A 17914-nucleotide genomic window follows, 5' to 3' on the forward strand; every position below is an offset into this window, starting at 1 on the left:
TGTGTGGCTAGTAAAAAGCATAATGAAATTATATTGTTGATTTTATTTAAATAATAGGGCAGCCTGTCTGGGCTGCCCTATTTGTTTATATTTATATCTGTATACCGTCTGATTCGTCCGGCCAGATAAACAGTCTGCTATATCAGAAGTGTTATATGGATTAAAAGATATAAATTATTGGAAAAATAAAGATGACAGATGCTGATCCTTTTGTGCATTTTGAAGACCTGGATAGTGAACTAACTCAGACTTTTATTCACCAGGCAGATGCAGCTGCTCAGGCTGAGTTTGCATCGAGTGATGAATATACAGCGGTGCGTGATGATATTGTGACTATGTTGCAGGATGAGCAGCAAATTCCTTTTTGTCAGGAACACCGTGCACGTATGTATCATTTTTATCAGTCAGCGGAATTTCCGAAGGGTGTGTACAGGGTATGTTCTGCGGCCAGTTATCGTGCAGGCTTGCCTGAATGGGAAATTTTGTTTTCAGTAGCTGATTTTGATTCTCTGCTTAACGATGATGTGTACTTACAGGGAGTGGCTCATTATGTGCAGGCACCGGAGCATGTATTAATCAGTCTGAGTGCGGGCGGATCTGATGCTGCTTATACAATCGAATTTAATCTGGCTGAGCGTAAAGTTGTCGAAGGCGGTTTTCATTTTCCGCTCAGTAAAAGCATTATTAGCTGGCGTGATACTGAAAGCGTATGGGTATGTCCGGCCTGGGATGAGCGGCAGTTAACGCAGGCGGGCTATCCCAGGCAAGTGTGGCTGATGCGCCGCGGACAATCTTTTGCGGAAGCACTGCCGATACTGGAAATGGCAGCAGAAGGCATGATGGTTAATGCCTGGCGTTATCTGGATAGCCAGGGCACACCGATTGATTTACTTGAAGCAGCAGAAGGGTTTTATCACAAACAGTATTATCAGGTACTGGCTGATTTTAGTGTTAAACCGCTGGGATTGCCGGATGATTGTGAATTGATGGGTTATCTGTACGGGCAATTGCTGGTGCAGTTACGCAGTGACTGGCAGCGGGCAAATAAATCCTATCCGGCAGGCAGTCTGGTGGCAGTGAAGTTGCATAAAGGTGAGCTTGGTGCGGCTGAGCTGATTTTTTTACCAACTGAAACTCAGGCTATTGAAAATATTGAAACTACACGACGTTTTGTGCTGGTGTCCATACTGGATAATGTGCATAGCCGTTTGCTGGCGTGGCATTTTGCAGATAGCCGCTGGCAGGAAATTACTTTGCCGAATTTGCCGGAAGGTGCACTGGAAATTACTGATCAGCCGTGGGGCGGTGATGTGGTGTATCTGGCTATCAGTAATTTTCTTGAGCCTCTGACTTTATATACGCTGGATATACATCTGGGTGAGTTGTGTGTTATGCGCTGCCAGCCACGGCAATTTAATCCGCAAGGAATGCAGGTACGGCAATTTAATGCAGTTGCAGCTGATGGCACATTTATTCCTTATTTTCATGTTGGTAAACAAACCGGTGAGGATACGCCAACGATTGTTTATGTGTATGGTGGTTTCGCTATGCCGCAACTACCGTATTATCTGGGCAGTATTGGTAGGCACTGGCTGGCCAGAGGCTATGCTTTTGTGCTGGCAAATGTCCGTGGCGGAGGCGAATTCGGACCATTATGGCATCAGGCTGCTCAAGGGATTAATAAACATATCAGTGTTGGTGATTTGCTGGCTGTGCTGCATGATTTATATAAACATCATCGAGCTGTGGCAGCACATACAGCGATACAGGGCGGTAGTAATGGTGGTCTGGTAGTAGCATCTGCTTTCTGCCGTGAGCCGCAGAGTATGGGGGCAATGGTGTGCGAAGTGCCACTGACAGATATGTTGCGTTACCCTTATCTTTCAGCAGGTTCTTCGTGGATTGATGAATACGGAAATCCTGAAAATTCTCTGGAAAGACCGGCATTAAAGCTGCTTTCTCCTTATCATAATTTGGGTGATTTGCAACACTATCCGCCGGCATTGATTACTACTAACCGGCACGATGATCGTGTGCATCCGGCACATGCACTGAAATTCTATGCACGTCTGCGGCAGCTGAAGCAGAGGGTATGGCTGGCAGCACCTGATACTGGCGGGCATGCCGGTGGCGGAACACAGGAAAATACAGCAGCGGAGCTGGCTCTGATTATGAATTTTTTATATAAAACTATTGTTAATAATGATTCAATATAAATCATATTGCTTGTCGCAAAAAATCAGGCTGTGCTAATATGGCTGCCGCTTGCTGTTAAATTTGCACTTGGGTGATAAGTAAAAGTGCGGTGAAAATCACTGAAAACCATGGAAAAGACGGCAAAAAACAATTTAAATGGAAAACTCTATTTTTATTAGGTACAATAATATCAACAACTAAAAAAGTTGATTTATTCAATTAACCCTGTCCGCACTTACTGCCGGGCAAAGAAAAGAAAGATCAGTCAATGGATAATAATATCGAACAACGTGTGAAAAAGATTGTTGCAGAACAATTAGGCGTGAGTGAAGCTGAAGTAAAAAATGAATCTTCTTTCCAGGAAGATCTGGGTGCTGACTCACTGGACACCGTTGAATTGGTAATGGCTCTGGAAGAAGCTTTTGGTTGCGAAATTCCGGACGAAGAAGCTGAAAAAATTACTACCGTACAACAAGCTATCGACTTTGTTGGCGCTCACTTGAATTAATTCCGTGTAGTGTTGGTCAAATTCAAATTCCTCTGTCGAAATAAGGCGCACTTTTCGTCTGATTCGGTAGAGGTTTTTTTCTTACGAGCAAAATTATGAGTAAAAAAAGAGTAGTCATTACCGGCCTGGGTCAGGTATCTCCTGTGGGTAATGATGTAACCACAGCATGGCAAAATCTACTTGCAGGTAAAAGCGGCATTGGCACTATTACCCATTTTGATGCTTCGTCTTTAGTTTGCCAGATTGCCGGTGAAGTTAAGAATTTTGATGTAACTCAGTACATCAGCGCAAAAGAAGCACGCAGAATGGATTCGTTTATTCATTTTGGTGTAGCTGCTGCGATGCAGGCAATTGCAGATGCTGGGCTGGATGACATACCAGGGCTGGATAAAACCCGGGTAGGGGTGAATATCGGTGCCGGTATCGGTGGATTACCTGCGATTGAAGCAACGGCACGGACTGTTGTGGAACACGGGGCACGTAAAATTAATCCGTTTTTCATTCCCAGTTCTCTGATTAATTTGATTTCCGGTCATGTTACTATTCTTAAAGGCTATCAGGGACCGAGCTATGGTATGGTTTCAGCCTGTACCACCGGTGCGCACAGTATTGGTGATTCTGCTCGTCTGATTAAGTATGGTGATGCAGATATTATGATAGCCGGCGGGGCAGAGGCGGCTATTTGTGAGCTGGGTGTAGGTGGTTTTGCTGCAATGAAAGCATTATCAACCCGCAATGATGATCCGGCTACAGCATCCAGACCATGGGACAAACAGCGTGACGGTTTTGTGATGGGTGAAGGTGCTGGGGTAATGGTGCTGGAAGAGTATGAGCATGCACGTAAACGCGGTGCCAGAATCTATGCTGAACTAGTGGGTTTTGGTATGAGTTCAGATGCATATCATATTACTGCGCCCAATACTGAGGGGCCGGCACTGGGTGTGACCCGTGCTCTGACAGACGGTGGTTTAAACCCTGAAGATATTGATTATGTGAATGCTCATGGTACATCGACCCCGCTGGGTGATGTAAATGAAACCAATGCATTAAAACTGGCTTTGGGTGAGCATGCTAAAAAACTGGTTGTGAATTCAACTAAATCCATGACCGGCCATCTGCTGGGCGGTGCCGGCGGTGTGGAAGCGGTATATACAGTAATGGCTATTCATACCCAAAAATCTCCGCCAACAATCAATATCTTTGAACAGGATATTGAGGCGGGATGTGATCTGGATTATTGCGCCAATGAGGCGCGTGATTTGCCGATTCGTGCAGCTATTTCCAATTCGTTTGGTTTTGGTGGTACGAATGGTTCACTGGCGTTTAAACGCTTTGAGGATTAATCATTTTTAAATGTATTTTATGAGCACAGGTTGTCTGACAACAGGCAGCCTGTGTTTTTCTATTCATGCAGCTATGATTGAATTGAGTGGATTAATACCCGAAGTGCTTTTTGCAGACTGGTGCATGATGTGAATCAGCTGTATTCTGCTAATTTGGTACGGTATATTTCAGGCAGCCTGAGTCTGAGTTTTTGGATACAATATGTTTCGTTAAAGCTGTTTGTGCCGGTAATGAATGAAATGCTGTATTTGTAAGTTGTCTGGCTTCTGAAAGTATTGAGAAACAGGGTAGTTATCTGCTGATAGTTTGTTAAAGGGAATATTTGACATGAATATTGGTGTGCTGGGTGCCGGAGCGTGGGGAACGGCTCTTGCCATTCACTTTTCTCTGCATGCACACAAGGTCTGGTTATGGACACACAATATCCGGCATGTGCAGCAATTACAGCAGGAGCGGGTAAACAAACGGTATCTGCCTGATTTTGTTCTGCCGGAAAATCTTTCTGCTGTTGATGCATTTGCGCCGGCAGATTTAATCATTATTGCCACACCGGTATCTGCTTTGCGGGAAAGTGCCCGGAAGCTGGTTGGGGCCGGTATGGGTGAAGTACCTGTTATTGCAGCCTGTAAAGGATTTGAACAGCAAACCGGCTTGTTACCGCAACAGGTACTGGCAGAGGTTATGCCCGAGAATAACTGCATCGGTGTGCTGTCCGGACCAAGTTTTGCACAGGAACTGGCTCAGCAGTTACCTTGTGCTGTTACGCTGGCATCGGAAAATTTTGCCTGGATTCAGTCTCTGGCGGCTACACTGAATAATACTGTTTTGCGTTTATATGCGAATGCTGATGTGATCGGGGCGGCAGTAGGCGGGGCGGTAAAGAATGTCATGGCTATTGCAACGGGGATTGCTGATGGTCTGCACTACGGGATTAATGCCAGAGTGGCATTAATGACACGGGGTATGGCAGAAATATCGCGCCTGAATCATGCTCTGGGTGGTCAGGCAGCAACGTTAATGGGTTTGTCCGGTATGGGGGATTTAATTCTTACCTGTACGGGATCACTGTCGCGTAATCGCCGGGTAGGTTTATTGCTGGCAGAGGGTAAATCACTGCCTGAAGCATTAACTGAACTTGGACATGTCGCCGAAGGTGTATATACTGTAGAAGAGGTTTGCAGGCAGGCGGATTCACTGGGGGTTGATATGCCGATTGCCAATATCCTGAAACAGCTGTTTCGTGGTCGTACTGAGGTACAGGCAATGGCAGAAATTCTGATGGAAAGAGCGCCTAAAGCGGAATAATAATTATTTGTTATAACGAAAAAAAACCGGATTAGCAGTACTGAGAAATCAGGTAATTCATGCTGCATTAATTAAGGACGGAAGCGGGTAGGGAATGGAAAATCAATTAGAACAACTGGAAGATAGTGTTAAGCGGCTGGTAATACAATTCAATTCTCTTTTGGCAGAAAAACATCAGCTGACTCAGCAGCTGGCAACTGCAAAAGAACAGTTACACAAACAAAATGAAGATTTTCAGTTAGAACGTGAACGGATACGTAGTCAGCATGAGAAGGAAAAATTTCATTTACAGGAAAGCATGCAAACTACTATTGACGGGCTGATTGCTGAAAAGAACCGCACTACTTCGGTAGTGAAAGCATCCAGTGATGAGCTGCTGCGGCTGCTGCAACGGCTACCTCAAATGCAGGAGGATTTAAATGGATGAAATTCAACAGGTTCGTGTGGAAATTCTTGGTCGTCCTTTTAATATAGGCACGCCCAGAAGTGAACACGAAACGTTGATGCAGGCAGTAAAAATGCTGAATGAAAAAATTACTGCTATTCAGAGTTCCGGAAGAATTGTTGAAACAGATAAAATTGTAATTATGGCTGCGCTCAATCTGGCTCACGATCTGCTCAAACTGACCGTGCACGGAAATTTGGCAATTGGCGATTATGAGCGTAAAATGCAGGATATGATACAGTTGTGTGAAAGTACACTCACACTTGTGGTAAAATAAAGTTTTCTTCCCCTGCGGTGTTCGTAAGGACATATATTCCTTTGAACCAATAATTCGCTTTTTTGGCGGTTGGGTAATGGTGGGCGTGAGCATTCCCTGTGAATGAACCCGAAGCCATTCGATACTGCCAGCCTTGTCCTCAAGGTTCAAGCGGATGGCGTCCAAACCGGCACCTGCGGGGGAAACTTTCATAAACAGGCTGTCTGATGATTCAGGCAGCCTGTTTTCATTAGCCGATTTGCCGTATGTATCGGTTAGCTGCGTAGCACTTGCTGAATTTCCAAGTTCTGGCGGCTCAGTTAAATGACAAAGGTTTTATGGGTAGTTTGGTGGCCGGATATATTTCTTTCAACTGTAGAAGTATGAATTAATGCTTTTTGGTCTGTATATTTATATTACTACCCGCTTTACTGCTGCTGAATAATCAACTAGCCAGTTTTTAACCCAGATTATTGCTGTTCACTTGAACAAATCAGGTAAAATTAACGCTGTAATAATGTGCTTGTGCACTGGCCGACACACTGGATGCTGTTATTTGTAATTTTCAGTATATTGCTTAGAAAGCTGAAAGTTCAGCCGGCCGGTTTTCTCTCTTTTTATTTCGGATAAACCAGATAATAATTGTTCTGGTATGAAAAGTACTATGTCCAAAAATTTTTCCTATGTTCCATTGCGTCTGCATACCGAATTTTCTATTGAAGACGGTATTGTACGGATAAAAGAGGCAGTTAAACGCGCCAGTACTTTGGGAATACCTGCATTAGGTATCAGCGACCTGATGAATGTATTTGGAATGGTGAAATTTTATAAGGCATGCCGTAATGCGGGAATCAAGCCGATTATGGCGGCAGATGTGCGTCTGGAGAATCCGGAACAGCCTGACAAGCCTTTTCGCCTGATGCTTGTGGTCAAAAATCATGCAGGTTATTTACGTCTGAATGAGTTACTGACAAATGCTTATGTGGGTGAAGACCGCAATCCGCATCAGGCAATAGTACGTCAGCAGTGGCTGGCAGAAGGAGACAATACTGGCTTAATCTGTTTATCCGGAGCACAGTATGGTGAAATTGGTCAGGCTTTACTGTCACAGAAACCTGAGCAGGCTGCACAAGCTTTAATTAAATACCGGCAATGGTTTGGTGATGGTTTTTATCTCGAAGTGCAGCGTTTACCTGAGCGGCCGGAATGGGAGGCAGTGGTAGCCGGTAGTGTGGCGCTGGCGGCTGAGCATCAGATAGCCGTGGTGGCAACCCATCCGGTACAGTTTATGGATACTGATGATTTTCAGGCACATGAAGCACGGGTTTGTATTGCCAGCGGATATGTACTGGCTGATAAACGTCGTCCGCATGATTTTGTGCCCAGTCAGTATTTTGTTACGCCTGAAGAGATGGCGGCACGTTTTGCCGACATACCTGAAGCTTTATCTAATACGGTGGCTATAGCTCAACGCTGTAATCTGACGCTGACACTGGGGAAAAACTATTTGCCGCTTTTTCCGACACCGGAAGGGATGACGCTGGACGATCTGCTGGTTCAGCTGAGTAATGAAGGATTACGTGAGCGCATGGCATTTCTGTATCCGGATGAAGCTGAACGGGCACAGAAAATGCCGGAATATCAGCAAAGACTGGATTATGAGCTGGGAATTATTATTCAGATGCAGTTTCCCGGTTATTTTCTGATTGTGCAGGACTTTATTAACTGGGCTAAGCAAAATGGCTGTCCGGTAGGTCCGGGACGTGGTTCCGGTGCCGGTTCGCTAGTGGCGTATTCATTGAAAATTACTGATTTGGATCCGTTGCGTTATAACCTGCTGTTCGAACGTTTTCTGAACCCGGAACGGGTATCAATGCCAGACTTTGATATCGATTTTTGTCAGGAAAACCGTGGTCGCGTTATTCAGTATGTACGCCATAAATATGGTGTGCCTGCGGTCAGTCAGATTGTTACTTTCGGTACGATGTCGTCAAAATCTGTGGTACGCGATGTCGGGCGTGTGCTGGATTTACCATTTGGTTTGTGTGATCGTTTGTCTAAGCTGATACCGGTTGAAGCAAATAAACCACTCAGCCTGACAAAAGCAATGGAAGCAGAACCGCAAATCCGACAACTATTGCAGGAAGAAGAAGCTGAAGAGCTAATGACGCTGGCACTGAAACTGGAAGATCTGACGCGCGGTCTGGGTATGCACGCAGGCGGGGTGCTGATGGCTCCGGGAAAAATTGCCGATTTTTGCCCGATTTATCAGGCAAGCGGTGATGATGCGTCTCCGGTTTCGATGTTTGATAAGGATGATGTTGAGCAGATTGGTTTGGTGAAATTCGACTTTCTCGGACTGCGCAACTTAACCATCATCGAAATGACGCAAAAATTTATTCTGGAAACCACTGGTCAGAAGGTTGATGTTAATCATATTCCGCTGGACGATGCAGAGACGTATGCCAGTATTTTTGCCAGAGGTAATACAACAGCAGTATTCCAGTTTGAGTCGGTGGGTATGAAAAAGATGCTGGTGACAGCACGTCCGACCAAATTTGAAGAAATTATTGCGTTTGTGGCTCTGTATCGTCCGGGGCCGATGGATCTGATTCCGGATTTTATCCGGCGTATGCATGGTGAGGAAAAAGTAGAGTATCTGCATCCCAATCTTGAACCGGTATTAAATTCTACTTACGGGGTGATGGTTTATCAGGAACAGGTAATGCAGGCGGCACAGGTTTGCGGCGGCTATACACTGGGTGGTGCCGATTTGCTGCGTCGTGCCATGGGTAAGAAAAAAGTTGAGGAAATGGTGAAGCATCGTGCCATTTTTGAGGCTGGTGCCGCTGAAAAAGGCATAGATAAGCAAACGGCCAATGAAATTTTCAATTATATGGAAAAGTTTGCCGGCTATGGTTTCAATAAATCGCATGCTGCAGCTTATGCTCTGGTGTCTTATCAGACTGCATGGCTCAAATGTCATTATCTGGCTGAGTATCTGGCCGGTACGATGTCCAGTGAATTGACTAATACGGATCAGCTGAAAATTTTTGTTGATGATGGTATTGAAAACGGGATTACTTTCCTGCCACCGAGTATTAATGAATCCTTTTACCGGTTTACTCCGAATAATAAAAAGCAGATTCGTTATGCACTTGGAGCAATTAAGGGAACTGGCGAAGGTGCCGTAGAGGCCATTGTACGTGCGCGCGAAACAGGTGGTGCATTTACAGATTTATTCGATTTTTGTCAGCGAGTAGATCGCCAACATCTGAATCGCCGTACGATTGAGGCTTTGGTACGCGCCGGTGCCTTTGATGAATTGAATCCGAATCGGGCTCAGTTGCTGGCCAATATCGGTCTGGCGATGGAGAATGCTGAGCAGGTGGCTGCCAATGCGAATCAGGGCGGGCTGTTTGATATGGTTGAAGATGCTATAGAGCCTTTACAAATGGAAAAGGTAGCACCATGGTCACTGGCGGTAAAGCTGGCTGAAGAGAAACAGGCAATGGGTTTTTATTTTTCCGGCCATCCGTTCGAACCATATGCTGATAAAGTACGTGCACTGGTTAGCAGCAAACTGGCAACACTGAAACCATCTAATAATAAGCAGAAAGTAGCCGGTTTTGTTACCGGTGTCCGCTATATTATGGGAAAACGCGGTAAATTTGCTGTGGTGCAGCTTGAGGATGGTACCGCTAAACAGGAAGTTGTAGTAGCGGGGCAGGCACTGGAAGAATACGGAGCCAGCCTGAAAGCAGATCAGGTATTGATTATGGAATGTAAGGTTGCTGTTGATGAATACAATGGCGGTGACGGATTACGTATCACTGCTGATGATGCATTCACGCTGGCGCAAGCCAGCGCCCGCTATGCACGCAGTCTGCATTTACACATTACTGCAGATACTCCTGTCGGACAATTGGCCAGATTACTGGAACCATACCGTGAACAGCAGGCTCATGTGCCACTGAAATTTTGCTGCCGGCATCAGCAGGCATATGGTGAATTGCGTGCGGATAGAAACTGGCTTATCAAGCCTGAGGCTACCTTATTTGATGAACTGTATACCTTGCTAGGCGATGAGGCGGTACAGGTGAGTTTCTGAGTGTAAACCGAAAAATTGAGCGTATTTATGTACGATAAGTACTCTCTTGTCTGAGTGTATGATAAAAATAATTATTTTAAATTTTATGTGTTATTGGTAAATGTTTAAGAACATCGGCGAAGCGCGGCCAGGTGTTCGGCCTGTATTCAGTATCTGTAAAATTTGAAATTATCGGTTTTTGCTTAAAATCATATTATTTTATTGCTGTGAATTAAGTGTGTTTATTATTAACACGCTGTATATCATAATTTTTACCGGAGTTTGGAATAACTGAATTTCAATCAGTCCGGGATTGCGGTTTATACTGAACTATGAAGCTGATTTTGTCTGCATCTGTTCTGAATGCATTACCACCCTTACCTCAGACAGATGCTGATTGGGCTGTCTATTTTTTATACTGTGCTAATGATACATTTTATTGCGGGATAACTAATCGGCCGTTAAAGCGCTGGCAGGCGCATTATGCGGGTAAGGGGGCAAGATATACACGCATGTATCCGCCACTTGAGATGCGTCTGATTTGCCGGAACATTACTAAAGCCGCTGCAGCACGATGTGAATATCGGCTGAAGCGGCTTAAATCTTCAGACAAGGCAGTTTTATGGCAATTGCTGGAAAATTATCTTCCTTAAAACTGAGTTTATATATCAGTTAAACTGCTAGTCCGATGTTACATCAGAGAATCAAAACCCTCATCGGATGAGGCAGGAATGGTAGTAATTGGAACCTTCTTTACTGATGTGGGTTGTTTTTTTGCAGGTGTGGTGGTTGGATGTAACGGAGTAATATTTTGTTGCTTAGGTGTTTCGTCCGTGTCCTCATCTACTTCAATACTACTGCCCTCCGGTGTGATTTCCTGTTTAGAATTGATATTGTCTGGATTAACGTTTTTGAATTCTACAGTTTCACCTTTACCGCTTGTCCACTGTAGTGAGCTCAGATTGCCGCTAACTTTGGTTTTGCCCGTACTGCAGGTAAGACAAATCAAAGTATTGGCCGGTTTGCCCAGAGCATTGTTTAAACGTTGCTGGTCAACCCGAAGCTGATGCTGTTCTGCCCATGAACTGATACTCTGGTTTAAGAGCTTTCTGTTCAGGTTTCGTTTATTATAAGGATCGCGATAAACGGCAATCCAGATATCATTTTGTTCATCTGTGTTAACTGATACCTGCTGGTAAATGACGGCAGCATCAGCACCGCTTTGTACTGTTGCGGCAAAATCCAGTGCATTCGGGCTGCGTAAACGCACACAGCCATGACTGCGTACACCAGGTACGCTGCTGGGTACATTGGTACCATGAATGCCAAGCCCCAGCCGCGGTTCACCGAGACGGACAAATACGGGACCAAGCGGGTTATTCGGGCCGGGTGGTACAGATTTTTGTACGGCTTTACCGCTTGCCGCCATTTCTTTTTGAATACTGCGCGGAACACTCCATGTAGGATTAGATACTTTGGCACCAATTTTGTATTCACCCAGCGGTGTTTGTGTGCTGGCTTTACCTACAGTTATCGGATAAGTTTTAATTAATTTTCCGTCCTGAAACAGAAATAGCCGCAGTTGTGGAACATTCAGGATAACTTGCTGTCCCTGACTGGGTACTGCGTAATCAGGCATGGGAATGGCAGCATATACACCAGTGGAGATAAGGGTAGTGGCCACTGCATAAAGTATTGGTTTTAACATTATTCTTAAAATCCAGTATGGCAATATGGATATAATCATAACGTAATTTGTCTGTAATGTGAGAAATTAAATACAATTAAATTTATTTAAGTTCATTTCTAGCTTGAGGTTATAGCTTGGAACAACGATTTACAGCACAAATTACAGACTGGAATCAGGAAGGACGCGGCGTTGCCCGGGTAGACGGTAAGGCGGTATTTATTGATGAGGCATTACCGGGTGAATTAGTAGAATGGCAGCCGGTGCGGATAAAAAAATCCTATACTGAAGGTAGGATTAGCCGAATACTGATGCCGGCTAATGCTCGTGTACAACCGCCTTGTGATTATTATGCTCATTGTGGCGGTTGTAACAGCCAGCATATTGAGTTTACTGCTCAGGTGGCACTAAAACAGCGTGCATGGCTAAGTCAGATGCGGCGTCTGGGTAAGGTTTTGCCTGATGAACTGATGCAGCCTGTTTATGGCTTAGCATGGCATTATCGCCAACGAGTGCGATTACGTGCAGTCTATGATAAAGGCCGATTAAAGCTGGGTTTTCAGGCCAGACAAAGCCATGCAATTATAGATATTGATTATTGTCTGGTATTACCTGAGGTAATGTCGAAAGCTTTAAAACCAATTAAGCTTTTTTTACAAAACTGGTCTGCAAATACGGTTAAGGGCATTATGCTGCATCAGGGTAATGATGCTATCGCACTCACTATACAGGCTGATGAGTTAAATCAGGCCAAGCGGATGCAGATTGATGGTTTGCTGCAACAGTTACAGCAGCAAAGCGGTTATGTGTGGCAGTGCTGGTTACAAAAAGGTAATAAAACCACTTTAATATCTTCATCTGCGACTTCGGTTCTTGCTTATCGTCTGCCTGAATATCAAATTGAGATTCCATATCAACCTGAAGATTTTACTCAGGTTAATCATGTGACTAATGCGCTTATGGTACAGCGGGCAATGCAATGGTTGCAGCCATGTGCCGGCGAGCGGATTATTGACTGGTTTTGTGGTTTAGGGAATTTTAGTTTACCGATTGCACGGATGCAGGCAGAGGTGCTGGGTATTGAGGGTGTTGCTGCCATGTGTCAGCGTGCTGCGCGTAATGCCAGGCATAATGGTTTGACCAAACTTGTACGTTTTCAGCAGGCTGATCTTTTTGCTATGAGTACACAGCGTCTGCGTGAGCTGGGTTATGCGCATAAATGGTTGCTTGATCCGCCACGTGCAGGTGCTCAGGCATTGATACAGTCTTTAAATGAAATTGAAGAGCGGCTGTTACCACGCCGGATAGTTTATATTTCCTGTGATCCGGCTACTCTGGCACGAGACGCAGGTTTACTCGTTAAGCGCGGTTACCGTTATCGTGCCGGCGGTATTATGAATCTGTTTGCGCAAACTGCACATGTGGAGTCGATCGCTGTATTTGACTGGTAACACAATAATAATGAAACAGGTAAAATTATCTGTTTAGTTAAAAGTAGATGAATATCCTGTAATTATTTCATGATAAGAAACAATATTTTTACTCTTCGAGATGTTGTTATCTGGTTATTCACGTTAATATTGTTGCTGTCAGACAAATGTTTAGAGGTGTTTCTTCATGAATAAATTGGCCAGTATTTTGATGGCAGCGTTGCTGGGAATAACCGTGCCGGCTGTAGCTGCAAATTATAAAATCGATCCTTTGCATGCCAATGCCCGTTTTACACTTGATCACTTTGCAACCTCCAGTAATGTGGGTGGTTTTTATAATCTTAATGGTGAACTTCAATATGATGCTGGTGCGAAAACTGGTTCTGTAGATATAACTATCCCGCTTAGTACTCTGGATACTGGCCGCAGTGAGTTCACGAAACACCTGCAAAGCGAAGTTTTTTTTAATGCGGCAAAGTATCCGAATCTGCGTTTTTCTTCACAGGACTGGATTTTTGATAAACAAGGCAAGGTCAGAGCATTACGCGGCCAGCTGACTATGGTCGGACGAACTCATCCTGTGACATTACGGGCAACTAAATTTAATTGTTATAATAGCCCTATGACTCAATCGCAGGTGTGCGGCGGTGATTTTGAGGCTATTATTGATCGCTCACAATGGGGGATCGATGAATATCTGACGGCCATACCAGCCAGCCGGTATGTTAAAATTAATATTCAGATTGAAGCAGCCAGACAGTAAACTAACTGGGTAATTTACTCGGATTATCTGTTTTAATAGCAGATAATCCGTTTGTGCTTTGCACAATACTCAGTTTTTTAGCCGCACAGGTATTTAATATACCGGATTTGTAATATTTAACCGAGTGCATTTTGATTAAAAGGTTGCTTCTTTTGAAAATAATATTAGATCACAGAATAGATTTTAAGCTAGAAACAGGTGTAAAGCTGAAATGTTGATTCAAAGATTTGATATTGGTACTCTGTTAATATTATGATTAGGGTTATGGTGTGAATAATCAGATATTCGTTCTTAATGTAAAAGGTGGAAATCGTTATGTGGTGTATCAAAAAATTTAATGAACTTTCATCACACGATTTTTTTCATATTGCTCGCTTGCGTATCGATACTTTCATAGTAGAACAACAACGTATTTATCCTGAGCTGGATGATTGGGATTTGCAGGCTAAACATGTTTATTATCAGCGGGACGGGCAGATACTGGCATATGCACGAATGTTTCTGGCAGGTGTTCACTTTACCTTTGGTCGGTTTGTGATACATCCAACGGTACGGGGTACCGGACTGGGTGATCAGCTGGTTAAGCTCATTCTGCATTACGCAAAAAATCATTATGCTGAATATCCGGTTAAAATTGAGGCTGACCGGCGAGTACTTAAATTTTATCAGCGGCATGATTTTCAGATACAGGGAACACCCTATATTTCTAATGGAATCCCTTACGTACAAATGCTGTATCAGCCAAAAAAAACAACGGGCTGAACAGAGTCGGTTATCAGAACTTGTTTATTGAGGTGATTAATATTCTGACAATAGAAAAAACCGGTACGATTGTACCGGTTTTATTTTTCAGCAAAACTTATTGTTCATTCAGACTAATACCATTTTTTTGTAAAAGCTGATTAATTTGTTCCTGTACCTTTTGCTGTTTGGCCTGTTCACGCAACTGCTCTTTAATCTGATTAAATGCAGGTGCGTTAGGAGCCTGACGCATACCGGCTACTTTCAGCAGAAAAAAATGACCATCAATGTTGATAACATTAGGTGATATCTGACCATTTTTCAGCTGAGAAGCTAACTGAGCAAATTCAGGCGGTAACTGTTGCGGGTTCATCCAGTTGCTGGCAGGAGCTTCCGGATTAACCTGTTTGTACAGGGTTTCGTAAGCCAAACCTTTTTTCAGTTTAGTTAAGCCTTCTTCAGCCGCTTCTTTGCTTGGAAAAACAATTGGCAGTAAATTGATTTCCTGACTCACTTGTTCATATTGCCGGCGCAAATCACTGTCGTTGATTTCAGTTTTGGCAGCCAGATAATCCACATACTGGGCAGCATAAAATTGTGCCTGTACATTTTGCCATGCAGCCTGAGTATCAGGTTGTTTATCGAGCCCGGCCTTAATAGCTTCAGCTTTTAATATTTCAGCTGATTGCAGGCGCAAGGTGATTTCTTTCTGAATTTCTGCCTTATCTGGTGCCGGAGCATCTGGCTGAGTCTGCATCTGACGCTCAATCTGTTTCAGCATAACGTTAATACGCTGGCTGTCAATTTTGGGCGCATCAGCAAAAGCGAGCCCGGCCGCCATGATACTCAGCCCGGCCAGCCAAGGAATGCTTTTTTTCATGTTGAGTATTCCTTATTTTATCTTCTGATTAGTCAATCAAACCAGAGTTAAATTATTATTTGATTGTTGCATTTTTATAAAGCTGATCAATTGCCTGTGCTATTAAAGCGCTTTGCAGACGGCGTGACAGAACAGGGGTCATTTCTTTCTGACTCGGCAGTTTAACATTGCGCTTATCGTTTACATAGAATATAGCATATATATTGCTGTTACCCTGTACCGGTGTGGCAGTGTACTGACCTTTTTTCAGGTCTTTAATTGCGTTATAAACCGAAGTGGCACTTTCCTGTAAATCTTTAATGGCAACGTAACCTTTAGGAATGCCTCCGTTTTCGCGACCGGCAGGATCAATAGTGTATTCTTTAGCTACAGTGCTAAAGTTTTTATTCGCTTTTAACTGAGCAATGGCTTTATTTGCAGTATCTGCATCACGGGTAATGATTTCACCTAATTGTACTTCCTGTGTGCCGCTGTAATATTTGACCATGTCGTTATATGCGCTACTTACATCCTGAGGTTTTACCGGATTGTTTTTTGCCACGTTGGCCAGATAGGCTTGAGTCAGCAGATTGTCTTTAAAGAAAGACCATTCTTCTTTGAAACCCGGTTTTTTATCATCGCCCAGACGTTTGGCTTCCGCTTCAGCCTGACTTAAAGCTTTCAAGTATTCAGGATCTTTATCCAGATTCTGGTTTTTTGCAGCCTGAATCAGCAAAATTCGGGTAATCAGGCGGTTGGTAATATTTTTACGCAATTCAGGGGAATCCTGAATCTGATTCTGGCTTTCCTGTACCAGTATGGCTACCTGGTTATCGACTTCTTTGCTGTCAATTTTGGTTCCGTTAACAGTGACTACTGTCTGGGCAGCAGCAATACCGGTTAATCCAAACATAATGGCAGCAGCAATAAATTGTTTTTTCATGGTTCACTCTCTTTTAGTTTAAGTAGATAAAGTAAATTATTATCTGGTTAAATATTCAATGTTTGTGCATGCCCTGATGCTTAAAGCATGAATGGTATTTGTTCTGAATAAATCTTCAAGTAATTGATGGATCTTACGTTGTCGGGCTAAACGTGATAAACCGATAAAAGTATCGCTGACAATCAGCAGGCTGTAATGTCCGCCACCACCGTGACCTTTATGTCCTGCATGTAAATGACTGTCATCGGTTAGTTCCAGTTGCTGCGGAGCCAGTATTTGCAGACGTGTTTGAATAATAGTCTGAATATCAGTCATTTGGCAGAATTTTTTTAAAAGGGCGGATGAGAATTTCTTCAAATACTCCGGCATCAACGTAAGGATCCTGTTCGGCCCATGCTTGCGCTTCGTCCAGAGAATCAAATTCGGCAACAATCAGACTGCCGGAAAAATGACTGTCATCTTCGGGTAAAGGGTTAGGACCGGCCAGAACCAAACGGTTTTGTGCTTTTAGTTCTTCTAAACGCGCCAAATGTTTTGGCCGTGCTTGCATACGCGCTTCGTGACTGTTATCGGCATCAGTGGCCATTAGCATAAACAGCATTACAACTCATCCTTTTTAGTATACTGACTAATATATACTGTTTGTCCAACAAGAAATAAAAATAATATGGTGGTACTGCCAAAGAGTTTGAAATTAACCCATTGAGGTACAGTAAAGGTGTAAGCCACCCAAAGATTAAGTGCACCCAGTGCCAGCAGGAATATAACCCAGATATAGGTTAGTTTATGCCATGCAGGATCGGGCATACTGATTTCTTTACCAATGGTACTTTTCAGAACATTTTTGCCGCACAGGTGTGAAATCAGCAGACCTGCCGACATAACCCAGAACAGGGCGGTCGGCTTCCACATGATGAAGCGCTCATTTTTTAAAATTACGGTCGCTCCGCCCAGTATGACGACCAGTAACAGACTAACCCACTGCATTGTTTGCAAGCGCCGGTATTTAAACAGGCACCACACAGCCTGAATAATACCTGCTGCGATGGCTACTTCGGTGGCAAGAATAATATTTTTAGTTAAGGCATAGGTAGTAAAGAAAAGAATGACTACCAAAAATTCAAATACAGCTTTCATTATCAGGACTGGATATCTTTATTTTCCGGTTACGGGTTAAATTAAAGGTGACAGATATACGCCATGATACCCTGAGTTTTTACACTTGGCACGTGTTAAAGCAAGGTATTAAACAAAATTTAACAGTTGTTGTATCAGTTGTTGTATATTGGTTTCAGGCCTTCCTGAGTGTGGTTCGTATGAAAATGTCCACAGATAAATACAGTTAGA

At 43.7% G+C, this 17914-nt stretch carries 17 protein-coding genes and 1 other RNA gene; 12 read left to right on the plus strand and 6 right to left on the minus strand.

The window, feature by feature from the left end:
• The first annotated feature begins 191 nt into the window (after nt 1-191).
• The 9 genes from H3U73_RS00465 (at nt 192) to H3U73_RS00505 (ending at nt 10797) form a co-directional block, all read left to right on the plus strand.
• Nucleotides 192-2216: a prolyl oligopeptidase family serine peptidase gene (locus H3U73_RS00465; RefSeq protein WP_198189790.1), complete on the plus strand. Its 2025-nt coding sequence runs from the start codon at nt 192-194 to the stop codon at nt 2214-2216.
• A gap of 248 nt (nt 2217-2464) precedes the next feature.
• A complete protein-coding gene (acpP, locus tag H3U73_RS00470; RefSeq protein ID WP_025331393.1) occupies nt 2465-2704 on the plus strand; it encodes an acyl carrier protein in 240 nt (79 codons plus the stop codon).
• A gap of 95 nt (nt 2705-2799) precedes the next feature.
• The gene (fabF, locus tag H3U73_RS00475; RefSeq protein WP_084551727.1) at nt 2800-4047 is read left to right on the plus strand and encodes a beta-ketoacyl-ACP synthase II; all 1248 of its coding nucleotides are present in this window, start codon (nt 2800-2802) and stop codon (nt 4045-4047) included.
• 328 nt (nt 4048-4375) lie between these two features.
• Nucleotides 4376-5353, plus strand: coding sequence for an NAD(P)H-dependent glycerol-3-phosphate dehydrogenase (locus H3U73_RS00480; RefSeq protein ID WP_198189792.1), 978 nt, complete (start codon nt 4376-4378; stop codon nt 5351-5353).
• 94 nt (nt 5354-5447) lie between these two features.
• The gene (locus tag H3U73_RS00485) at nt 5448-5780 is read left to right on the plus strand and encodes a hypothetical protein (protein ID WP_037393362.1); all 333 of its coding nucleotides are present in this window, start codon (nt 5448-5450) and stop codon (nt 5778-5780) included.
• Nucleotides 5773-6075 (plus strand): cell division protein ZapA, encoded by a 303-nt coding sequence (locus tag H3U73_RS00490; protein WP_025331389.1) that lies wholly within the window; start codon nt 5773-5775, stop codon nt 6073-6075. Before H3U73_RS00485 ends, H3U73_RS00490 begins: the two co-directional genes overlap by 8 nt.
• 6 nt (nt 6076-6081) lie before the next feature.
• Nucleotides 6082-6261, plus strand: a non-coding RNA gene (gene ssrS, locus H3U73_RS00495) — 6S RNA.
• A gap of 457 nt (nt 6262-6718) precedes the next feature.
• On the plus strand, nt 6719-10165 hold the full coding sequence (dnaE, locus tag H3U73_RS00500) for a DNA polymerase III subunit alpha (RefSeq protein ID WP_198189794.1): 3447 nt from the start codon (nt 6719-6721) through the stop codon (nt 10163-10165).
• A 323-nt stretch (nt 10166-10488) separates the two neighbouring features.
• Complete coding sequence (locus tag H3U73_RS00505) at nt 10489-10797, plus strand: GIY-YIG nuclease family protein (RefSeq protein WP_025331387.1); 309 nt, start codon at nt 10489-10491, stop codon at nt 10795-10797.
• Nucleotides 10798-10835: 38 nt separating this feature from the next.
• On the opposite strand, the gene H3U73_RS00510 is transcribed toward H3U73_RS00505, so the two are convergent.
• On the minus strand, nt 10836-11852 hold the full coding sequence (locus H3U73_RS00510; protein WP_078475389.1) for a L,D-transpeptidase: 1017 nt from the start codon (nt 11850-11852) through the stop codon (nt 10836-10838).
• A gap of 116 nt (nt 11853-11968) precedes the next feature.
• On the opposite strand from H3U73_RS00510, the gene rlmD reads away from it, so the two are divergent.
• From rlmD to H3U73_RS00525, 3 genes are all read left to right on the plus strand, one after another.
• Entirely contained in the window at nt 11969-13282 is a 1314-nt protein-coding gene (gene rlmD, locus H3U73_RS00515) for a 23S rRNA (uracil(1939)-C(5))-methyltransferase RlmD (RefSeq protein ID WP_198189796.1), read from the plus strand.
• A 166-nt stretch (nt 13283-13448) separates the two neighbouring features.
• Nucleotides 13449-14024 carry a YceI family protein gene (locus H3U73_RS00520; protein WP_198189798.1) on the plus strand — a complete coding sequence of 192 codons (576 nt, stop codon included), beginning with the start codon at nt 13449-13451 and terminating at the stop codon, nt 14022-14024.
• Nucleotides 14025-14339: 315 nt separating this feature from the next.
• Nucleotides 14340-14786: a GNAT family N-acetyltransferase gene (locus H3U73_RS00525; RefSeq protein WP_198189800.1), complete on the plus strand. Its 447-nt coding sequence runs from the start codon at nt 14340-14342 to the stop codon at nt 14784-14786.
• Between the two features lie 97 nt (nt 14787-14883).
• Here the strand turns inward: H3U73_RS00525 and H3U73_RS00530 are convergent, their stop codons facing one another.
• From H3U73_RS00530 to H3U73_RS00550, 5 genes are read right to left on the minus strand one after another with little or no spacing between them, the layout of a single operon-like run.
• Nucleotides 14884-15645 carry a peptidyl-prolyl cis-trans isomerase gene (locus H3U73_RS00530; protein ID WP_041881155.1) on the minus strand — a complete coding sequence of 254 codons (762 nt, stop codon included), beginning with the start codon at nt 15643-15645 and terminating at the stop codon, nt 14884-14886.
• Between the two features lie 55 nt (nt 15646-15700).
• Nucleotides 15701-16567, minus strand: a complete 867-nt coding sequence (locus H3U73_RS00535) for a SurA N-terminal domain-containing protein (RefSeq protein WP_037393369.1) — start codon at nt 16565-16567, stop codon at nt 15701-15703.
• Nucleotides 16568-16606: 39 nt separating this feature from the next.
• The gene (locus H3U73_RS00540) at nt 16607-16882 is read right to left on the minus strand and encodes a BolA family transcriptional regulator (RefSeq protein ID WP_084565301.1); all 276 of its coding nucleotides are present in this window, start codon (nt 16880-16882) and stop codon (nt 16607-16609) included.
• Nucleotides 16875-17168: a YciI family protein gene (locus H3U73_RS00545; protein WP_198189802.1), complete on the minus strand. Its 294-nt coding sequence runs from the start codon at nt 17166-17168 to the stop codon at nt 16875-16877. The genes H3U73_RS00540 and H3U73_RS00545 overlap by 8 nt, the downstream gene beginning before the upstream one ends.
• The gene (locus H3U73_RS00550) at nt 17168-17704 is read right to left on the minus strand and encodes a septation protein A (protein WP_198189804.1); all 537 of its coding nucleotides are present in this window, start codon (nt 17702-17704) and stop codon (nt 17168-17170) included. The genes H3U73_RS00545 and H3U73_RS00550 overlap by 1 nt, the downstream gene beginning before the upstream one ends.
• Between the last annotated feature and the right edge of the window lie 210 nt (nt 17705-17914).

The organism is Snodgrassella sp. W8124 (genome assembly GCF_016100875.1).
Classification (GTDB): Bacteria; Pseudomonadota; Gammaproteobacteria; order Burkholderiales; family Neisseriaceae; genus Snodgrassella; species Snodgrassella alvi.

Coding starts and splice junctions, on each gene's coding strand:
- H3U73_RS00530 (WP_041881155.1), bottom strand. CDS start 15,645: ATGAAAAAAAGCATTCCTTGGCTGGCCGGGCTGAGTATCATGGCGGCC.
- H3U73_RS00550 (WP_198189804.1), bottom strand. CDS start 17,704: ATGAAAGCTGTATTTGAATTTTTGGTAGTCATTCTTTTCTTTACTACC.
- fabF (WP_084551727.1), top strand. CDS start 2,800: ATGAGTAAAAAAAGAGTAGTCATTACCGGCCTGGGTCAGGTATCTCCT.
- H3U73_RS00485 (WP_037393362.1), top strand. CDS start 5,448: ATGGAAAATCAATTAGAACAACTGGAAGATAGTGTTAAGCGGCTGGTA.
- H3U73_RS00490 (WP_025331389.1), top strand. CDS start 5,773: ATGGATGAAATTCAACAGGTTCGTGTGGAAATTCTTGGTCGTCCTTTT.
- H3U73_RS00540 (WP_084565301.1), bottom strand. CDS start 16,882: ATGACTGATATTCAGACTATTATTCAAACACGTCTGCAAATACTGGCT.
- H3U73_RS00535 (WP_037393369.1), bottom strand. CDS start 16,567: ATGAAAAAACAATTTATTGCTGCTGCCATTATGTTTGGATTAACCGGT.
- H3U73_RS00510 (WP_078475389.1), bottom strand. CDS start 11,852: ATGTTAAAACCAATACTTTATGCAGTGGCCACTACCCTTATCTCCACT.
- H3U73_RS00465 (WP_198189790.1), top strand. CDS start 192: ATGACAGATGCTGATCCTTTTGTGCATTTTGAAGACCTGGATAGTGAA.
- acpP (WP_025331393.1), top strand. CDS start 2,465: ATGGATAATAATATCGAACAACGTGTGAAAAAGATTGTTGCAGAACAA.
- dnaE (WP_198189794.1), top strand. CDS start 6,719: ATGTCCAAAAATTTTTCCTATGTTCCATTGCGTCTGCATACCGAATTT.
- H3U73_RS00480 (WP_198189792.1), top strand. CDS start 4,376: ATGAATATTGGTGTGCTGGGTGCCGGAGCGTGGGGAACGGCTCTTGCC.
- H3U73_RS00525 (WP_198189800.1), top strand. CDS start 14,340: ATGTGGTGTATCAAAAAATTTAATGAACTTTCATCACACGATTTTTTT.
- H3U73_RS00520 (WP_198189798.1), top strand. CDS start 13,449: ATGAATAAATTGGCCAGTATTTTGATGGCAGCGTTGCTGGGAATAACC.
- H3U73_RS00545 (WP_198189802.1), bottom strand. CDS start 17,168: ATGCTGTTTATGCTAATGGCCACTGATGCCGATAACAGTCACGAAGCG.